This window comes from Acinetobacter sp. YH12086 (assembly GCF_013419345.1).
Lineage (GTDB): Bacteria > Pseudomonadota > Gammaproteobacteria > Pseudomonadales > Moraxellaceae > Acinetobacter > Acinetobacter amyesii.
On sequence record NZ_VPAF01000010.1, the window covers coordinates 34,863 to 52,141 of the forward strand.

Here is a 17,279-nt window from a genome sequence, read left to right on the forward strand (position 1 = left end):
AGAACATCGCCTGACTCGTAGCGAGCATCAGATAGCATGGATCAAGTTGCACAGATCGAAAAACATCATCTGTGCATGTGTACCGACCTTCTTTGGGCGGGCAACGGTTTTTGATTCACGTATTGATGATGGCAATACGGCTTCAATCTTTTAAACGATTAAAGTCACCTGAACGCGTTTCACTGGCGGACAAACGGTGCATTGGATGTGAGTAACTTTCACTGTCACATTGCTCGAAGAGCATCCATTCATATCTGATAGAGCGTCTTGATACGGAATTATCATCGTACCTTTACAAACTGTGCAGATCCAATGCATCAAACGTTGTGGCCTGAACACGATTTCCAGGGAGCGACTGGTCTGATGTGTATCAGTTTACGTTTAAAAACCAACCTTGGTTGGCACATATTTTTTTGGGGCAAACTGTTTTATGTACCTACGGCACAATTAAACGCAACAGTTTGCAGTTTTGCCGATATAATAAGCCTTCGGCGTCGGCATAATTCTTTTGGGACCTTTCCGAGCTAAATGAGTAATTGCTTGAAAGTTCAATGACAGTAAATACTGAAATGAATCAACTTTTACTCAGTTACGGTGGTTTCCGTGCGCTGACTATATCAAACCTTGCATCATCTGCCTATGGGCTAAGCTTATGTTTCTTGCGAAAAGTATAGCTTAAATGATCAATTTTTAATCAATTTTAGTATTTTTTTAGGTCACAGTAACTGTATGAATTCTACGCAAGAATGGCAAAGCGTCACCTGGTTTGAAGTGGACGAGCATCAGGCGGGTCAACGTATTGATAATTTCCTGTTTAGTCGTCTGAAAGGTGTGCCTAAAAGTCGCATTTATCGTCTGATTCGTGAAAGCCAAGTCCGCGTCAATAAAAAACGCGTCAAAGCGGAAACCAAACTCAATATTGGTGACCAAGTTCGAGTTGCTCCAATTCGTTATGAGCAAAAAGATGAGTCTGCGGTTCCCGTATCTGACAAAGTGGCACAAAGTTTACTGAGCCGTGTGGTGTACGAAGATGAAGGCTTAATGGTGGTAAACAAACCTTCTGGTATTGCTGTTCACGGCGGTAGTGGTGTGGCGTATGGCTTGATCGAAGGCTTACGTGCCGCAACAGGGAAGAAATACCTTGAGCTGATTCACCGAATTGACCGCGACACTTCTGGGTTGGTGATGATTTCCAAGAAACGTAGTGTGCTGAAAACCTTGCAAGACATGCTGCGCGAACACAAAATCCAAAAAACTTATGCTGCTGTGGTGAAAGGCGTGGTGAGTTTGGATAAGCAGCTGATTGATCAGCCTTTGCATCGTTACGAACTGGCAAATGGCGAGCGTCGTGTTCGTGTATCACCTAAAGAAGGTAAAGAGTCGAAGACGCTGTGGAACGTGAAAGAACGTTTTATGCATGCCACATTGGTGTATGCGTCTCCACTTTCGGGCCGTACCCATCAGATCCGTGTACATGGTTTAAGTATTGGTCATCCATTGGTGGGCGATGAAAAATATGGTCATGAAACTGAATACCGTGGTCCAAAGCCACGTCGTTTATGTCTGCATGCCATGCGTTTAGAAATTCCGGGTTACCAAACCATTGAAGCGCCATTGCCAGAAGATATGCAAAGCCTTGTGGCGCAGCTACGCGCGCAAAAAGCCGACAAAGTGGTGAAGTCTTCGGAAGATGACGAGTAAGTTTTAAATATTAGACTTCTCCCCCCTGAGCAGGACTGCTTCGTAAGTTTTCTTTCTCCCTCTCCTTTAAGGAGAGGGCCGGGGTGAGGTAAATAAATTGATGCACTCCAGAATCTGAATTACCAAACACTGAATCAAATCTAGGAAAACGTATGAACTCAGCTATAAAACTAGTCATTTTCGATTGGGATGGCACTTTATTTGATTCTGTGGGTCAAATTGTGGAGAGTTTAAAATTTGCAGCAGATCAATTTTCACAGCCGCTGACCGATGCTGATGCGAAAAGTATTATTGGTTTAGGTCTACCAGAAGTCGCACAGCGGTTATTTCCGACGGTTCCCGAATTACACAGCGACATTTTGCAAAGTTATGCCGATCACTATGTGGCCCATTCCAAAGGGGATATGTGGTTTGATGGTGTCGCAGATATGTTGCAGGAATTACGCGATGTCGGTCTACAATTGGCTGTTGCAACAGGAAAAAGTCGTAAAGGTCTAGACCGTGTTTTGGCTCAAACGCAAAGTCATGAGCTATTTTGTGCGACCCGAGCAGCCAGTGAAACCAAATCTAAGCCAGATCCGTTGATGTTGGCAGAAATTTTGGCGGAAACAGGACTACGTGCCGATCAAGCCATTATGGTTGGTGATACGTCGTATGATTTAGAAATGGCCCTCAATATTCAGATGCCACGTGTAGGCGTGAGCTATGGAGTGCATACTGTAGAAACACTCCAGTGTTTTCAACCCTTACATATTGCACATAGCGTAGGTGATTTGACTGAATTTCTACTAGAACACGTGAAATTACGTCTAGCTGTATAGTTTTAGATACAAACGAGTAAAAAGGGTGAAATTTGTTTTCACCTTTTTTGTTACCAAATGAATAGTAACGCAAGCTCTACTTGATGAAATGAGTAAATTCAATTATTTAAAAAAGTAATAACACTAGATTTTTCTACAATAACAAGCAGTCTTCTAGCAAATTTACCTTAAAAAGTTGAGCGCAACTATTTGGCCTTTTACCACAAGCTGGAATAGATTTTTTGTTTGAATTTTTGGTTTTATCTTATTGTTGTTTATTGATTTATTTTTAATTTTTTAATTTATTAAACTAAATCAGATGAAATTGAACACCTATGTGTAAAAGTTGGCCTGACGCTAAAATAATCTTTTAATCTTATCTTTTAGTCGTATAAGCCAAGTTTTTTAGTAGAGATTCAGATTTAAGGGCGAAAAAAATAGTGAATTTTATTTAATTATTTTGACTTAAGTTTTTGAATATTAATAATAAATAATGATTAATTTATAGCTAATAGCTATAGTCATAAATAAAATAAGTATTGGTATTCACTTTCTAAAATCTCGATGCTAAATGCATCTAAACATAACGTGTAGTATGTCAAGTGAAATGCTTTAGGCGAATCCTGACATGACTTTCATCACTTTGATTTTGATGGTGATCGGGATGAAACACGTTGTGCATCCAATTTTTGCAGTTTAAGGAAACATTGATGTCGAATTCTGCTGTTGTTGAATCAGTTGCGCAAGCATTACGCGATGCGGAAGTAAATCAGGCTGCGATTGCACCGATCCGTCCACAACTTGGTGGTGAAAGTGCTGATGTAGATATTGCTTATGCCGTTCAAGAAGTGAATACCAAACGTGCGGTGGCAGAAGGTCGTCGCCTTGTAGGTCGTAAAATTGGCTTAACTTCAAAAGTTGTACAAGCGCAGTTAGGCGTTGATCAACCTGACTTCGGTATGTTGTTTGCTGACATGGCGTATGGCGATGGTGAAGAAATCCCTGCTGGTTTATTGATTCAGCCAAAAGTTGAAGCAGAAATTGCTTTGGTGATTAACCAAGATTTGACCAAAGAAAAACACACCTATGCAGACATTATTAGTGCAACAGAATATGCACTGCCTGCAATTGAAGTGGTCGATAGCCGTATTGAAAACTGGAAAATCTCGTTGATTGATACTGTGGCAGATAACGCATCTTCAGCAGGTTTTGTGCTGGGTTCTAAGCCTGTAAAACTTGCAGATCTTGACCTTGTAAATTGCAAAATGGTCATGACTCGTGGTGAAGAAGTGGTTTCACAAGGTGTGGGTAAAGCGTGTCTTTCTAACCCATTAAATGCAGCAGTGTGGTTGGCTGACGAAATGGTTCGTCGTGGTCGTCCATTGCTTGCAGGTGACATCGTATTGACCGGTGCCTTAGGCCCAATGGTTGTGGCAAATCCTGGTGATGAATTCAAAGTTGAAATTGAAGGCTTTGGTTCTGTGACTGCAGCATTTGCAGCGAAATAAGCTTGGGTTTTACTGAATTTTTAAGAGTACACATTCATGAAAAAGATTAAATGTGCATTGATCGGTCCAGGGAACATTGGTACTGACTTGCTTTACAAACTTCAACGCAGCGAATTTTTAGAACCAGTATGGATGGTTGGTATTGACCCGACGTCTGAAGGTTTGGCTCGCGCTGCTAAAATGGGTTTAAAAACCACTGCTGAAGGCGTAGATGGTTTACTTGCACACGTAATTGAAGACGACATTAAAATCGCATTTGATGCAACTTCTGCCTATGTTCATGCTGAAAACAGCCGCAAATTAAATGAACTTGGCGTGTTAATGATTGACTTAACACCTGCTGCAATCGGTCCATTCTGCGTACCACCAGTAAACTTAGAAGCGTTATTGGACGCAGGTGAAGTTCCGAACGTCAACATGGTGACATGTGGTGGTCAGGCAACGATTCCTATGGTTGCTGCGATTTCACGAGTTCAGCCTGTTGAATACGGCGAAATCATTGCAACAGTTTCAACAAAATCTGTGGGTCCAGGTACACGTAAAAACATTGATGAATTTACTCGTACGACTGCTGGCGCTATTGAAAAAGTGGGCGGTGCGAAACAAGGTAAAGCGATCATCATCATTAACCCTGCTGAGCCACCACTGATGATGCGTGATACTGTTCACTGTCTTGTTGAAGGTGAACCAGATCAAGCAGCAATCACTGAATCTGTACATGCGATGATTCTTGAAGTTCAAAAATATGTACCAGGTTACAAACTTGTAAATGGTCCTGTATTTGACGGTAACCGTGTTTCAATCTTCTTAGAAGTTGAAGGTTTAGGTGATTATCTTCCTAAATATGCAGGTAACCTCGATATTATGACTGCGGCAGCTGCACGTACTGCAGAAATGTTTGCAGAACGCGTATTAAACACTGCTGAAGCTTAAGGAATACCAAAATGTCTAAGATTATTATTAATGATATGACTTTACGTGATGGTATGCATCCTATGCGCCATCAAACTACACCTGAACAAATGGTTGCCATTGCAACTGCTTTGGATGATGCAGGTGTACCTTTAATCGAAGTTACGCATGGTGACGGCTTAGGCGGTAACTCTGTGAACTATGGTTTTGCAGCAGCAACCGATGAAGAATACCTAAAAGCGGTGATTCCAAACCTGAAACAGGCGAAAGTATCTGCACTTTTACTTCCTGGTATTGGTACGGTTGACCATTTGAAAATGGCACATGATGTTGGTGTAGCAACCATTCGTGTTGCAACGCACTCAACTGAAGCTGACGTTTCTGAACAGCACATTACTGCTGCACGTAAACTTGGCATGGACACTGTGGGCTTCTTGATGATGGCGCACATGGCAACTCCTGAAAAACTTTTGGAAGAAGCCAGCAAAATGGTGTCATACGGTGCAAACTGTATTTATGTGACTGACTCTGCTGGTTATATGTTGCCTCAAGACGTGACTGACCGCGTGGGTATTTTACGTGCCAACCTGGCTTCAGAGATCGAAATCGGTTTCCACGGTCACCATAACTTAGGTATGGGTGTTGCGAACTCTGTTTCAGCGGTTCAAGCTGGTGCAACGCGTGTCGATTTAGCTTCTGCAGGTTTAGGTGCAGGTGCAGGTAATACTCCACTTGAATTGTTTGTTGCGGTTGCCAACCGTATGCAAATGGAGACAGGTGTGGACTTGTTTAAAGTTCAAGATGTTGCGGAAGATTTAATCATTCCAATGATGACACATCAGATCCGTGCTGACCGTGATGCAGCAACTTTAGGTTATGCCGGTGTTTACTCATCATTCTTGTTATTCGCGAAACGTGCTGAAGCGAAATATGGCGTTTCTGCGCGTGAAATTCTTCTTGAGCTTGGTCGTCGTGGTACGGTTGGTGGTCAAGAAGATATGATCGAAGATTTGGCATTGACCATGTCTAAAGCAAAAGAAGCCAATGCTTAATTTGCTTTAAATCAAAAAGCGCCCGAAATGGGCGCTTTTTTTATGTCTCCACTGACTATATGGGCTTGGTTTTTAGTTGAGATTGAATTGATGCATAGAAAGCGGATTGAAATAAGAAAAGTTCTGCGAACCAATGGCTGATTTCGAGCAGCCATAGTAGTAGAATTTAACTTTAAGTTGTTGATGATTATATAAATTAAATATCATGTCATAGCTAAATTTTATAAATTAAATGAGGATAAATCTCATTAGAAAACTTTGATTAAACTTAAAAGCAATTAATACAGCGCATGTAATTGCAAATAATAAAAAACTTTAAATTTTATGTTAATAAAACATGGGGTTAATTTAATCAGTTGTTCTAAATGATAAATAAGAGTTATTGTTTTAATCTCTAAGGAAAATAACCAGAAATAACTTCCAAAGTTCAAGTCGTACAAAAGCCTGATAAACCTTAATACTGTAGTCGGATTTTTTTCCAAGGTATTGTTGAGCATGATGATGTCATAGCTTAATTTGATCACTGGGAATAAGCCATGCGTCGTCAAAATTTATGGATAGCAATTCTTGCTGCGACAGCAACATTAGGAACATCTGCAACTTATGCGGACTTTGTTGACGACAGCCAAGTGCAATTGAAATTTAAAAACTTTTATTTGGATCGTCAAATTGAAGATACTCCAAATAAAAATTGGGGTTCATGGTCGCAAGGCATTACGCTGGATGCGAAGTCAGGTTATCAGGATATTGGCGCGGGCATTCAAGTCGGCGCGGACCTGCTGGTACAGCATGCCTTTAAACTCAATGGCCGTGATACCAATGCAGACTTTATTTTGCCGCACGATGGTAAAGAATCAAAAGATAACTTTGGTAAAGTGGGTGTGACCCTGAAAGCCAAAGTGTCAAAAACTGAATTGAAAGTCGGTGAGCTATTGCCGGTATCTCCAGTGCTAGTATTTGATCCATCACGTCAGTTAATGACGACTTATAGCGGTGCATGGCTGGAGTCGAAAGACCTGAAAGATACCAAGTTGACCGTGGCTTATATTGACGGTATTAATAATCGTTATGATAACCAGTTCCGTGATTTAACTTTATTTTCACCAGGTAAAGAGCTGCCGAATGGAAAAATAGGTCATTTTGACAACGGTCCAGCATCTGACGGGATGTATATTGCGGGGATTGATCACCAATTTACGCCTGAAATTGGTGGTAGCTACTGGTATGCCGATGTACAGGATATCTACCAACAGCACTATATAGGTGCGAACTACAAAACTAAACTGGGTGAAAAAGTCAAGTTAGACAGTCATATCCGCTATTTTGATAACTCAGATTCGGGTGACAAACTGTATGGCGAAATTGATAACCAAGCGTTATCGGTTGGTGCGAAAGTGAATTACGGTTCGCATACCTTTGGTTTGGGTTATCAACAAATGTTTGGTGATAATGCATTCCCAACACTGGGTGGATGGGTGCCGCAGCCGTACTTAGTCAACTGGGGTATAGCAACATTTACTGCAAAAAATGAAAAATCATGGGGCTTTACTTATGGTTATGATTTCTCAGAAATGGGTGTGAAAGGCTTAAATACAACTGCTGTGTATTTCACTGGTTCAGATGCAGAAATTGCTGGTCTTAAAGATCAGAAGTCAGATGAATTGAACTTAATTGTGAACTACACCGTGCCTGAAGGTAAGTTGAAGGGCTTAGGCTTCCAGGCAATGTATATCGATGCCGATTTCGATTACAAATCTGACTTGCAAGAGTACCGTGTCGCGACAACTTATACCTATAAGTTCTAATTTCTCAGGATAAAAAAGAGGGAAGTGGATTCATTGCTTCCCTTTTTATTTGCTGGGTTATTTAAAAAAGAAATACCTCAAAGATTTTATGGATATATTTTTGAGATATATATTTAAAAAACAATAACTTAAATTATAGTCTATTTGTTGTTTATGATCGTAAATATGTATCAGTTAGCAGTGGCTGAACAGGTAATATGAGACTGTAAAAACCACAAAATCCAAAAGAGTCCCCCTTGTGTTTAAATCCGCTATGGATTGAAACATAAGCTCTACGCAATACGAGGAGCATGTATGAGCACTGTTCAGATTCCTGACTATACAACTGATTCATTCTTTGGTTTAGAAGATAAATGGATTGAAACTGCTGAAGGCGAATTAACGCATTACCACGAAGTGGGTGAAGGCACACCAATTCTATTTTTACACGGTTCAGGCACAGGTGTATCTGCTGCTGCAAACTGGTGGTTAAACCTTCCACAAATTGGTGAACAAGCACGTTGTATCGCTATCGATACGATTGGTTATGGTCAAACTGTTGTTGCACCGAATACTGCTTATGGTATCCGTGCTTGGGTTGATCACGCTGTACGTACGTTAGATGCCCTAGGTATTGAAAAAACTTGGTTAGTGGGTAACTCACTCGGTGGCTGGTTAGCATTCCAAATGGCTTTGGACTATCCAGAACGTGTATTGGGTATCGTGTCTATGGGTACAGGCGGTGCTAAACAAACTGCAGCACTTAAGGCACATGCAAACCCTGTATTAACCGAGGAAGGCATCAAGAAAACCTTGTCTATGTTTGTTGTAAACAAAGACTTGATCACAGACGAATTGGTAAAAGTACGTTTCGCTTCTGCTGCAAATGACTATGCATCAAATCGTTTGATGGATGTTGTTGGCGCACGCGACCGTGACCGTTTCGAATTCCCACTCGACTTTGAAAAAATGAAAGACATTACTGTGCCAGTATTGTTGATTCATGGTGTACAAGACGTGGTGATTCCTGTATCTCGTACGTGGGATATTTTGAATACCGTTCCTCATGCTGATGCGCATATTTTCAGCCAATGTGGCCACTGGTCTCAAGTTGAAAAAGCAGAAGAATTCAACACCGTGATTAAAGATTATTTAAAAGCGCGTGGTGTGTAATTTCTTGTCACTGACATGAAATTCAAAAAAAGGATGGTTTTGCCATCCTTTTTTTTATATAAATCTTTTGAAAGAAATACTTTAAATGAGTATTATTCTCATTAAAAGGTCGACAGTGTACGGTCTAAATCAGTAAAAAGGCATAAAATAAGCTCATCTAAATGGTTGGGGAAGGGGAATTATTTATTAGACTTAAGTTGTAAATCGGCTATTTTTAGCAATTTTTATCAATGTCTAAACTAAAATTTATAAGTTATTTTCCATCAAGTCGATATGTATGATAGATAAAATGCGTCGATTAAAACATTTAAACGATTAAAAAAGCGACTTTTTAGCCATAAAAAAAGCACCATTATTCATTTTAAAAATAATGGTGCTATATCTATAAATTATGACTTGGCGAAAATTAACGCTGTTCGCGATTGATATCGAGATAAAAAACTTTGGTTAGCAGTTCAAGGAATTTATCTACAGCCACAGAACTCGCCGTTTTTCGGTAACTTACGTACAGGTCTAGATACGGTAATTCGACATCTAAAGGACGAATCACAGTATTGTTCATGGTTAATGGCGCGATGTATCCCGGTAGGATCGTGCAGCCTAAGCCCATGCCGATGGAGTTAATGTTAAACAGGATATTGTCGGCTTTTTGCACGATATTAAATTGAACGCCATGGTTAGAAGCAAAGTCTAAAATGGCTTCATGCAATGTGCCTGATTGTTCGCGTGCAGGAATGATAAAATCAATACCATTCAATGCTTTAACTGGAATACGTTCGTACTTCGCTAAAGGGTGATCTTTGGGTAAAATAAAGATCAATGGTTCACGTAGTACAAACTGACTTTCTATTTCGTCGCTATGAAAGTTATTGCGAGTAAAAGTGATATCTAGTTCACCTTTTTGTAGCAATTTCATCTGATCGCGATTATTTAAACTAAGTAATTCAATTTTGAGTTCTGGGTTTTGAACACGTAGATTAGGCAGTACATAAGGGAAGATTTTCATCTCTGCGACAGGCACAAAACCAATCCGTAGCATCTGTTGTTTGGCTTGTGAAACCTGACGTGCCATCGCTACGGCCTTGTCTGCTTGAGCTAGTGTCAAACGTGCTTGTTCTAGAAATACGGCACCTTCTTCTGTGAGCTCAACTTTGCGTTTAGTCCGGTGCAACAATTTTACGCCGACATCTTCTTCAAGATCTTTAATTTGTTGGCTTAAAGAAGGTTGAGCAGTATAAAGTTTTAACGCAGCTTTACTGAAATTGAGTTCTTCAGCGACAGTAATGAAGTAGCGTAAGTGTCGTAATTCCATATAATCAACCCGTGGAGTAATCCAAAAAATGTCTTACTTAGAAGTTCGTTCAGTATAATCTATAAACAACTATTGCGTGAGGATTATTTTGCCATTCACGAAATAAATGGTGTTCTCGGTAATTTAAAAAAAATACTATAAAAAAAATCTACCGTAATAATCTATAAAATCTCTTAATTAAAACAAAATAAATATTTCCCGAATATCGCTCTAAAATCCATCATCGTTGAAAAGTTGAGTCTATTACTTTGTGCCTTATGGTCACAGGAGAGCTTTTCATGAGTGGAAAAATTGATGTGCGCGAAATCGATGCTTTAGTCGATGCACAAAATGGACGTATCACGCCATCTATCTATACCGATCCAGACATTTACGAACTTGAATTAGAACGTGTGTTCGGTCGTACATGGTTATTCCTATGCCATGAGAGCCAAATTCCTAAAGCCGGCGATTTCTTCAATACCTATATGGGTGAAGATCCAATCATCGTGGCACGTCAAAAAGATGGCTCAATCAAAGCATTCTTAAACCAATGTCGTCATCGCTCTATGCGTGTGAGCTTCGCGGACTGTGGTAATACACGTGCGTTCACTTGCCCATACCACGGCTGGTCATACGGTATTGACGGTTCTCTAAAAGATATCCCGCTTGAAGATCGTGCTTACCCACATGGTGCATGTAAAGAGCAATGGGGTCTGGTAGAAGTTAACCGCGTTAAATCATACAAAGGCTTAGTATTCGGCTGCTGGGATGAAACAACTCCAGATCTAGAAGAATACATGGGCGATATCGCTTGGTACCTGGACGGCGTTGTAGACCGTCGTGAAGGTGGTACTGTGATCGTTGGTGGTGTACACAAATGGGAAATCGACTGTAACTGGAAATTTGCAGCTGAACAGTTCGCTTCTGACCAATACCACGCGTTGTTCTCTCATGCATCTGCGATTCAGGTGCTTGGTGCTAAACCAGATGATGAATCTTCTAAGAAATTAGGTGCTGCACAAACTGCCCGTCCAGTTTGGGAAACTGCCAAAGACGCGATCCAATACGGTTCACGTGGTCACGGTTCAGGCTTCTTCTTCACTGAGAAACCAGACGCAAACGTATGGGTGGATGGTGAAGTAGCAAACTACTTCCGTGAAACGTATGAAGAAGTGAAAGAACGCCTAGGTGAAACTCGTGCACTGCGTCTTGCTGGTCACAACACCATGTTCCCAACACTATCTTGGTTGAACGGTACTGCAACGCTTCGTGTATGGCACCCACGTGGTCCAAACAAAACTGAAGTATGGGCATTCTGTATCTGTGATGCGGACGCGCCAGAAGATGTACAAGCAGCATTTGAACGTTCTGCAACACGTGCCTTCGGTCCTGCTGGTTTCCTAGAGCAAGATGACTCTGAAAACTGGATTGAAATTCAAAAAGTTTTACGTGGTTATAAAGCCCGTCAAAACAAATTAATTATGGAAATGGGTAAAGGTAACGAGAAAGTACGTGAAGATGGTATCCCTGGTATCACCAACTACATTTTCTCAGAAACAGCTGCACGAGGTATGTACCGTCGTTGGGCTGACCTATTGATTCATGAAAAATGGGAAGACGTTGAAGCTGCGGCTGACGAATATGAGAAGGAGCTTATGAAATGAGTCAAATTAGTTTAGAACTCCATCACCAAATTAGTCAGTTTCTTTATCGTGAAGCAAAATTGCTGGACGATTGGAAGTTCCGTGATTGGTTAGCTGTATTAGCGGAAGATATTTCTTATACGCTACGCACAACACCAAACGCGCAAACACGTGACCGTCGTCGTTCGATCGAGCCACCTACAACTTGGGTATTTAACGATACCAAAGATTTGTTGGAACGCCGTGTTGCCCGTCTTGAGACAGGTATGGCATGGGCCGAAGAACCTCCTTCACGTACAACACACATGGTTTCAAATGTGATTGTTGAAGCGACTGAAGTTGAAGGCGAATACGACGTTTACGTAACGTACTTGTTGTACCGTACCCAGAAAGAGAAAGATGTAACAATCTACTGTGGTAAGCGTCACGACAAGATCCGCAAAGTCGACACTGAGCAAGGTTTCGAAATCTTCAACCGTAAGATTACCCTTGATCAGGTGACTTACAACTCACATAACCTGAGCGTGTTCTTCTAATGAATAAGATTTTTGTTTGCCAAGTTGACGAATTAGACGAAGGCGAAGCATTGAAAGTAGATTGCGGCGTTAACGGTATCGATGCGCTTGCAGTATTCAACAACAATGGCGAATTTTTCGCGATGAACGACCGTTGTTCACATGGTAATGCTTCAATGTCTGAAGGTTACCTTGAAGATGATGGCACTGTTGAATGTCCACTTCATTCGGCTCGATTCTGTTTGAAAACTGGTCAAGCATTATGCTTACCAGCAACAGATCCTATCAAGACATTCCCTGTGATTGTTGAAGATGGTGCTTTATACGTAGAGATGGCAGGAGAGTAATCATGGGTTGGCTACAAGGCGAAGTTGCACTTATTACCGGTGGTGGTTCAGGCTTAGGCTGGGCATTGGTTGAACGTTTCTTAGAAGAAGGTGCACAAGTTGCTGTTCTTCAACGTTCTCAATCGAAAGTTGATGCATTGAAAGAACATTTTGGTGACCGCGTGCTTGCGATCGCAGGAGATGTAGCCAGCTATGAGGATAATGTTCGTGCAGTTCAAGCAACTGTAGAACATTATGGCAAACTTGACTGTTTCGTCGGAAACGCAGGTATCTGGGATCATTACGCAGATATCGTCAATACATCGGGTGAACAGCTGGAGAAAGCTTTTGATGAGATTATGGGTATTAACACCAAATCTCTCATCTTAGGTGCCAAAGCTGCACTTGATGCATTGATAGCTTCGGAAGGTTCTATCATATTTACTTTGTCTAACTCAGCACTGTATTCGGCAGGCGGAGGCCCTGTATACACAGCGTCTAAGCATGCTGGCGTTGGGATTATGAAAGAATTAGCCTATGAGCTTGCGCCTAAAGTACGAGTGAACGCTGTTGCTCCGTCGGGTATGAATGTCAACATCAAAGGTGCTGCTTCTTTAGGCCAAGAAAACCTTGGTCTACTCGATGCACGTGATCCTGAGAAGATTGCACGCGGCATGCCGCTCAATTTCTTACCCGAACCTGAAGATATGACTGGTTCATACGTGTTATTGGCTTCTCGTCAAAACAACCGCCCATTAACTGGTGTTTTAATTAATGCTGAATGTGGTCTGGGTATCCGTGGTTTACGTCAACCACGTGCTGGCTTCTTTGACGAGATTTAATTCGCCAAATACGTAAAGGACTTACTCGGCAGCCGTCTTGGCTGCCTTCCGTTTAGGAGTCACCCATGGCCGTTAAACTTATTTGTGCATCGCACAGTCCCCTAATGGAATTCGCTTCTCCGCAAGAGAAATACAAAGAGGAAAAAGTTCGCGAAACTTTTGCCAAACTCGCTAAAGAAGTTGAAGACTATAATCCAACATTGATCATTACTTTTGGTCCAGACCATTTCAATGGTTTCTTCTATGACCTCATGCCATCTTTCTGCGTCGGTATTCGTGCCAAAGCAGCAGGTGATTGGGATTATGGTAAAGACAATGACCACATCAATGTGCCTGAAGAAACAGCAATTAGTCTGGTTCGTCGCGTATTGGATGAAGGTGTCGATGTTGCATACTCTTATCGTATGCAGGCAGACCACGGTGTGACTCAACCATTACATTTCCTTTGTGGTGGCAAGCTTGATCGTTATCCAACGATTCCAATTTTTATCAATGGTGCAGCTGCACCGATGCCAACAACCAAGCGTACAGTCGCTTTGGGTCGTGCAGTCGGTCAGTTCATTAAATCATTGAACTTAGAGAATGAACGTGTACTTGTTTTGGGTACAGGTGGTTTGTCTCATGATCCACCAACACCGCAAATGGGTTCAGTTCCACCAGAAGTGGAAGAGTTCCTGATTGCAGGTCGTAATCCAACTGAAGAGGCACGTAATACACGTCAAGGCAAAATCATTGCTGTCGGTCAAAAACTCGCAGCGGGTGATACTTCTGTCGCAGTGCCTTTAAACCCAGAATGGGATCGTGCATTACTTGATACTTTCGCCAAAGCTGACTTTGCTGCCATTGAAGCGATGACTGAAGCTGAAATTCGTGTTGAAGGCGGTCGTGGCGGTCAAGAAGTTCGTTCTTGGATGGCTGCTTTTGCTGCACTACATGAAGTGGGCGAATACGACATGACAACACATTGCTACGAAGATATTAGTGAGTGGATTGCGGGCTTCGGCATCGTATCTGCAGAATTGAAATAAGGAACAAACCCATGAGCCAAAATGGTATCGAAACCATCGTTATTGTTGGAGCTGGTCAAGCTGGTGCTAGCGCCATTTTAGAACTCCGTGCGAACAAGTATGAAGGCAAAATCATTTTGGTGGGTGATGAAACACATCTTCCTTATGAACGTCCGCCTTTGTCTAAAGACGTAATTCTAAAACCTGAAGAGACCAAAATCGAAATTCTGTCAGAAGAAAAATTGGCAGAACTCGGTGTTGAACATATTCGTGGCAATGGCGCTGTGAAAATCCATAGCGATGCGAAAACAGTTGAACTGAAAAATGGTGAAATTGTGTCATTTGACAAGTTGCTTCTAGCAACTGGTGGTGCAGCACGCCGTTTACCGAATTTCGATGCTTTGGGTAAACACGTTTATACCTTACGTAACCTTGAAGATTCACAAGCATTGGTGCCTGTATTACAAGCGGGTCGCCGTATTGTATTGATCGGCGGTGGTGTGATTGGTCTTGAGCTTGCATCTTCAGCACGTTCTAAAGACTGTATCGTGACCGTGATTGAAATGGGTCCAATGGTGATGGGGCGTTCATCTCCACGCGTATTGAGCGAATTCTTATTGGCTCAACAACGTCTTGCAGGTGTAGATGTTCGTCTTTCGACTTCTATTGCTGACTGTAAGCTTGATGGCGAAGAAGTGGTGATCACGCTTGAAGGCGGCGAAGAACTTCGTGCAGATGCTGTAGTTTACGGTATTGGCATTGTGCCAAATGCTCAACTTGCGGTTGATGCAGGTTTAGACGTTGATTTTGCCATTAAAGTGAATGATAACTGCCAAACTTCACATCCAGATATTTATGCAGCGGGTGATGTTGCGACTCAGCTTCGTGACTGTGGTAACCACCGTCGTGTCGAAACTTGGGAAAATGCCAATCTTCAAGCAGGTATCTTTGCTCGTCATGTAATGGGTGTTGAACATCCAACCCCAAATCCAGCGTGGTTCTGGACAGATCAATTGAATATCAACTATCAATTTGTGGGTGATATGGCTGCAAGCGAATGGATTGCACGTGGCGAAGTAAATCCTGAATTGGCGGCTGAGTCTTCATTTGTATTGTTTGGTGTAACTGACGGTGTCATTGTTGGTGGTATTACGGTGAATGCTGCGAAAGAGATGCGTCATTTGAAAAAATTGATTAGCAAGAATGCAGCGTTTGAAGCGGATAAATATTTAGATTTAAGCCAAGATTTACGTAAACTTGTAAAGTAAGCTGAATGTCTAAGATGAGCAGACTTGCGGTAACGTAGGTCTGTTTTTTTATGTCTTTAGTTTTAGCATCGCACTTATAAAGCTATTTTGTAGTCCATGTATATAGTTTTAGCTTATATAGATCTATTCAACGGTTTTAATCCTCCCCAGCCCTCCTTTTTCAAAGGAGGGAGTAGTCTTTGTGAAGAATGGATTTCGTTTAGATGTTTCCCCCTCTTTTTTTTAAGAGTGGTTAGGGGAGATTATTGATCGGTTGAAGAGAAGTCCTTATACCCCAAACGATCGGGTGGCATTCATACCGCCTCCAATTTAGTTGATAAAGTGGAGAGCAATAATTGGTCTTAAACTTTATTAGTTACTGGTCTTACGAGTAGTTCCAGATCTGAATAGTGGGTTTCAGGTTAAGTCGTTAGAACAATCAAATTTGAGAATGAAATGAAATCTTCACTGCCGCTGACGGCAAGTATATATGCTCTTTTGGTACTGATTTGGGCGACGACGCCGCTCGCGATTGTGTGGAGTGTGCAGGAAATACATCCGATGTGGGTGTTGATTATCCGTTACTTCGGCGCATCTATTATTGCGCTGTTTCTGTTGAAATTGATGCGTGATCCTTTGCCGTTTGATGAAACCTCATTAAAAAGTTATGTGGCAGGGAGTTTAAATTTGATTGGTGCACAGTTATTTATTTATCTGGCAGCCAATTATCTCACCTCTGGTTTAATGGCACTGATTTTTGGTTTTTCACCCTTAATTGCCGGTTTGATTGGGCATGTAATTTTAAAAACACATAAATTGGTCGCTTTGCAGTGGTTGGGCATGGCGGTTGCAGTGGGTGGTCTAACTTTTGTCTTTGCAGATTCTGCTGATAGCAAAGTCAATCCAATTGGCGTTGTACTGATGCTAATCAGTATGGTGTCATATATCAGTTCGATTTTTTGGGTGAAACAGATTAACGCACCGTTAAAGCCGATGTCACAGGCAACCGGTTCTCTGATTGTTTCTGCTTTAGGATCGATGCTCATTATTCCATTTATTTGGCAGCATTTTCCAACCGAATTGCCAAGCGGCCGTGCGATGATTGGATTTGTCTTTACCATGATCATGTCATCCATTGTAGCAATGCTGTGTTACTTCTGGCTGATCAAACGTTTGGCGGCATCAACGGTGTCACTCAGTAATGTGATGACACCTGTCATAGCATTGGTTTTGGGAGCTACGTTGAACAGTGAATATATTAGCTCCAATGCCTTTGTTGGCATCATCATTGTGATGTTTGGTATTGTGATGTACTTTTGGAAAGAGTGGCGCGAGCAATATTTTAATAAAGTGCGTTGAACCGTGTACATCTACAGAATTATAAGGAAGCTGCGGCTTCCTTTTTTTTCTATACCTTTGCGCTAAAGAGCGTGTTTCACATGGAACATGATGGCATTGTCGAAACAATCGACAGT

15 protein-coding genes and 1 pseudogene are annotated in these 17,279 nt (G+C 41.6%); 15 read left to right on the forward strand and 1 reads right to left on the reverse strand.

All coding sequences use genetic code 11. The features are described from left to right. Window positions 1-365 precede the first annotated feature (365 nt). The 8 genes and pseudogenes from FTU29_RS17680 (at window position 366) to FTU29_RS11760 (ending at window position 8,930) form a co-directional block, all read left to right on the forward strand. Window positions 366-674, forward strand: a pseudogene (locus FTU29_RS17680) (hypothetical protein). Window positions 675-729: 55 nt separating this feature from the next. Continuing rightward, window positions 730-1,701: an RluA family pseudouridine synthase gene (locus tag FTU29_RS11730; protein ID WP_111884107.1), complete on the forward strand. Its 972-nt coding sequence runs from the start codon at window positions 730-732 to the stop codon at window positions 1,699-1,701. 152 nt (window positions 1,702-1,853) lie between these two features. Beyond that, window positions 1,854-2,522, forward strand: a complete 669-nt coding sequence (locus FTU29_RS11735; RefSeq protein WP_180121983.1) for an HAD-IA family hydrolase — start codon at window positions 1,854-1,856, stop codon at window positions 2,520-2,522. 689 nt (window positions 2,523-3,211) lie between these two features. Then, window positions 3,212-4,009 carry a 2-keto-4-pentenoate hydratase gene (gene mhpD, locus FTU29_RS11740; RefSeq protein ID WP_078189749.1) on the forward strand — a complete coding sequence of 266 codons (798 nt, stop codon included), beginning with the start codon at window positions 3,212-3,214 and terminating at the stop codon, window positions 4,007-4,009. A 36-nt stretch (window positions 4,010-4,045) separates the two neighbouring features. Then, window positions 4,046-4,942 (forward strand): acetaldehyde dehydrogenase (acetylating), encoded by an 897-nt coding sequence (locus FTU29_RS11745; RefSeq protein WP_078192779.1) that lies wholly within the window; start codon window positions 4,046-4,048, stop codon window positions 4,940-4,942. Between the two features lie 11 nt (window positions 4,943-4,953). Then, a complete protein-coding gene (dmpG, locus tag FTU29_RS11750) occupies window positions 4,954-5,973 on the forward strand; it encodes a 4-hydroxy-2-oxovalerate aldolase (protein WP_111884105.1) in 1,020 nt (339 codons plus the stop codon). A gap of 536 nt (window positions 5,974-6,509) precedes the next feature. Beyond that, complete coding sequence (locus FTU29_RS11755; RefSeq protein WP_180121984.1) at window positions 6,510-7,778, forward strand: OprD family outer membrane porin; 1,269 nt, start codon at window positions 6,510-6,512, stop codon at window positions 7,776-7,778. Window positions 7,779-8,072: 294 nt separating this feature from the next. After that, a complete protein-coding gene (locus tag FTU29_RS11760; RefSeq protein WP_078192776.1) occupies window positions 8,073-8,930 on the forward strand; it encodes an alpha/beta fold hydrolase in 858 nt (285 codons plus the stop codon). Between the two features lie 406 nt (window positions 8,931-9,336). Here FTU29_RS11760 and hcaR read toward each other — a convergent pair whose 3' ends face one another. Beyond that, window positions 9,337-10,242 (reverse strand): DNA-binding transcriptional regulator HcaR, encoded by a 906-nt coding sequence (hcaR, locus tag FTU29_RS11765; protein WP_078192775.1) that lies wholly within the window; start codon window positions 10,240-10,242, stop codon window positions 9,337-9,339. A gap of 278 nt (window positions 10,243-10,520) precedes the next feature. Between hcaR and hcaE the strand changes: the two genes are divergently transcribed. The 7 genes from hcaE to FTU29_RS11800 all read left to right on the forward strand — a co-directional run bounded on the left by hcaE (window position 10,521) and on the right by FTU29_RS11800 (window position 17,163). After that, window positions 10,521-11,888: a 3-phenylpropionate/cinnamic acid dioxygenase subunit alpha gene (gene hcaE, locus FTU29_RS11770; protein ID WP_078192774.1), complete on the forward strand. Its 1,368-nt coding sequence runs from the start codon at window positions 10,521-10,523 to the stop codon at window positions 11,886-11,888. Beyond that, complete coding sequence (gene hcaF / locus FTU29_RS11775) at window positions 11,885-12,403, forward strand: 3-phenylpropionate/cinnamic acid dioxygenase subunit beta (RefSeq protein WP_067763936.1); 519 nt, start codon at window positions 11,885-11,887, stop codon at window positions 12,401-12,403. The genes hcaE and hcaF overlap by 4 nt, the downstream gene beginning before the upstream one ends. Beyond that, the gene (gene hcaC / locus FTU29_RS11780) at window positions 12,403-12,729 is read left to right on the forward strand and encodes a 3-phenylpropionate/cinnamic acid dioxygenase ferredoxin subunit (protein ID WP_067763933.1); all 327 of its coding nucleotides are present in this window, start codon (window positions 12,403-12,405) and stop codon (window positions 12,727-12,729) included. Before hcaF ends, hcaC begins: the two co-directional genes overlap by 1 nt. Before the next feature lie 2 nt (window positions 12,730-12,731). Next, entirely contained in the window at window positions 12,732-13,550 is an 819-nt protein-coding gene (gene hcaB, locus FTU29_RS11785) for a 3-phenylpropionate-dihydrodiol/cinnamic acid-dihydrodiol dehydrogenase (RefSeq protein WP_078192772.1), read from the forward strand. A 65-nt stretch (window positions 13,551-13,615) separates the two neighbouring features. Next, window positions 13,616-14,578: a 3-carboxyethylcatechol 2,3-dioxygenase gene (locus tag FTU29_RS11790; RefSeq protein WP_180007135.1), complete on the forward strand. Its 963-nt coding sequence runs from the start codon at window positions 13,616-13,618 to the stop codon at window positions 14,576-14,578. 11 nt (window positions 14,579-14,589) lie between these two features. Then, window positions 14,590-15,825, forward strand: a complete 1,236-nt coding sequence (gene hcaD, locus FTU29_RS11795) for a 3-phenylpropionate/cinnamic acid dioxygenase ferredoxin--NAD(+) reductase subunit (protein WP_180121986.1) — start codon at window positions 14,590-14,592, stop codon at window positions 15,823-15,825. 435 nt (window positions 15,826-16,260) lie between these two features. Further along, window positions 16,261-17,163 carry a DMT family transporter gene (locus FTU29_RS11800; RefSeq protein WP_180121988.1) on the forward strand — a complete coding sequence of 301 codons (903 nt, stop codon included), beginning with the start codon at window positions 16,261-16,263 and terminating at the stop codon, window positions 17,161-17,163. Window positions 17,164-17,279 lie beyond the last annotated feature (116 nt).

Excerpts from the sequence above, each read along its gene's own strand:
- hcaR (WP_078192775.1), bottom strand. The coding sequence starts at position 10,242 with ATGGAATTACGACACTTACGCTACTTCATTACTGTCGCTGAAGAACTC.
- hcaF (WP_067763936.1), top strand. The coding sequence starts at position 11,885 with ATGAGTCAAATTAGTTTAGAACTCCATCACCAAATTAGTCAGTTTCTT.
- hcaB (WP_078192772.1), top strand. The coding sequence starts at position 12,732 with ATGGGTTGGCTACAAGGCGAAGTTGCACTTATTACCGGTGGTGGTTCA.
- FTU29_RS11800 (WP_180121988.1), top strand. The coding sequence starts at position 16,261 with ATGAAATCTTCACTGCCGCTGACGGCAAGTATATATGCTCTTTTGGTA.
- FTU29_RS11745 (WP_078192779.1), top strand. The coding sequence starts at position 4,046 with ATGAAAAAGATTAAATGTGCATTGATCGGTCCAGGGAACATTGGTACT.
- FTU29_RS11730 (WP_111884107.1), top strand. The coding sequence starts at position 730 with ATGAATTCTACGCAAGAATGGCAAAGCGTCACCTGGTTTGAAGTGGAC.
- mhpD (WP_078189749.1), top strand. The coding sequence starts at position 3,212 with ATGTCGAATTCTGCTGTTGTTGAATCAGTTGCGCAAGCATTACGCGAT.
- hcaE (WP_078192774.1), top strand. The coding sequence starts at position 10,521 with ATGAGTGGAAAAATTGATGTGCGCGAAATCGATGCTTTAGTCGATGCA.
- dmpG (WP_111884105.1), top strand. The coding sequence starts at position 4,954 with ATGTCTAAGATTATTATTAATGATATGACTTTACGTGATGGTATGCAT.
- FTU29_RS11735 (WP_180121983.1), top strand. The coding sequence starts at position 1,854 with ATGAACTCAGCTATAAAACTAGTCATTTTCGATTGGGATGGCACTTTA.
- FTU29_RS11790 (WP_180007135.1), top strand. The coding sequence starts at position 13,616 with ATGGCCGTTAAACTTATTTGTGCATCGCACAGTCCCCTAATGGAATTC.
- hcaC (WP_067763933.1), top strand. The coding sequence starts at position 12,403 with ATGAATAAGATTTTTGTTTGCCAAGTTGACGAATTAGACGAAGGCGAA.
- hcaD (WP_180121986.1), top strand. The coding sequence starts at position 14,590 with ATGAGCCAAAATGGTATCGAAACCATCGTTATTGTTGGAGCTGGTCAA.
- FTU29_RS11760 (WP_078192776.1), top strand. The coding sequence starts at position 8,073 with ATGAGCACTGTTCAGATTCCTGACTATACAACTGATTCATTCTTTGGT.
- FTU29_RS11755 (WP_180121984.1), top strand. The coding sequence starts at position 6,510 with ATGCGTCGTCAAAATTTATGGATAGCAATTCTTGCTGCGACAGCAACA.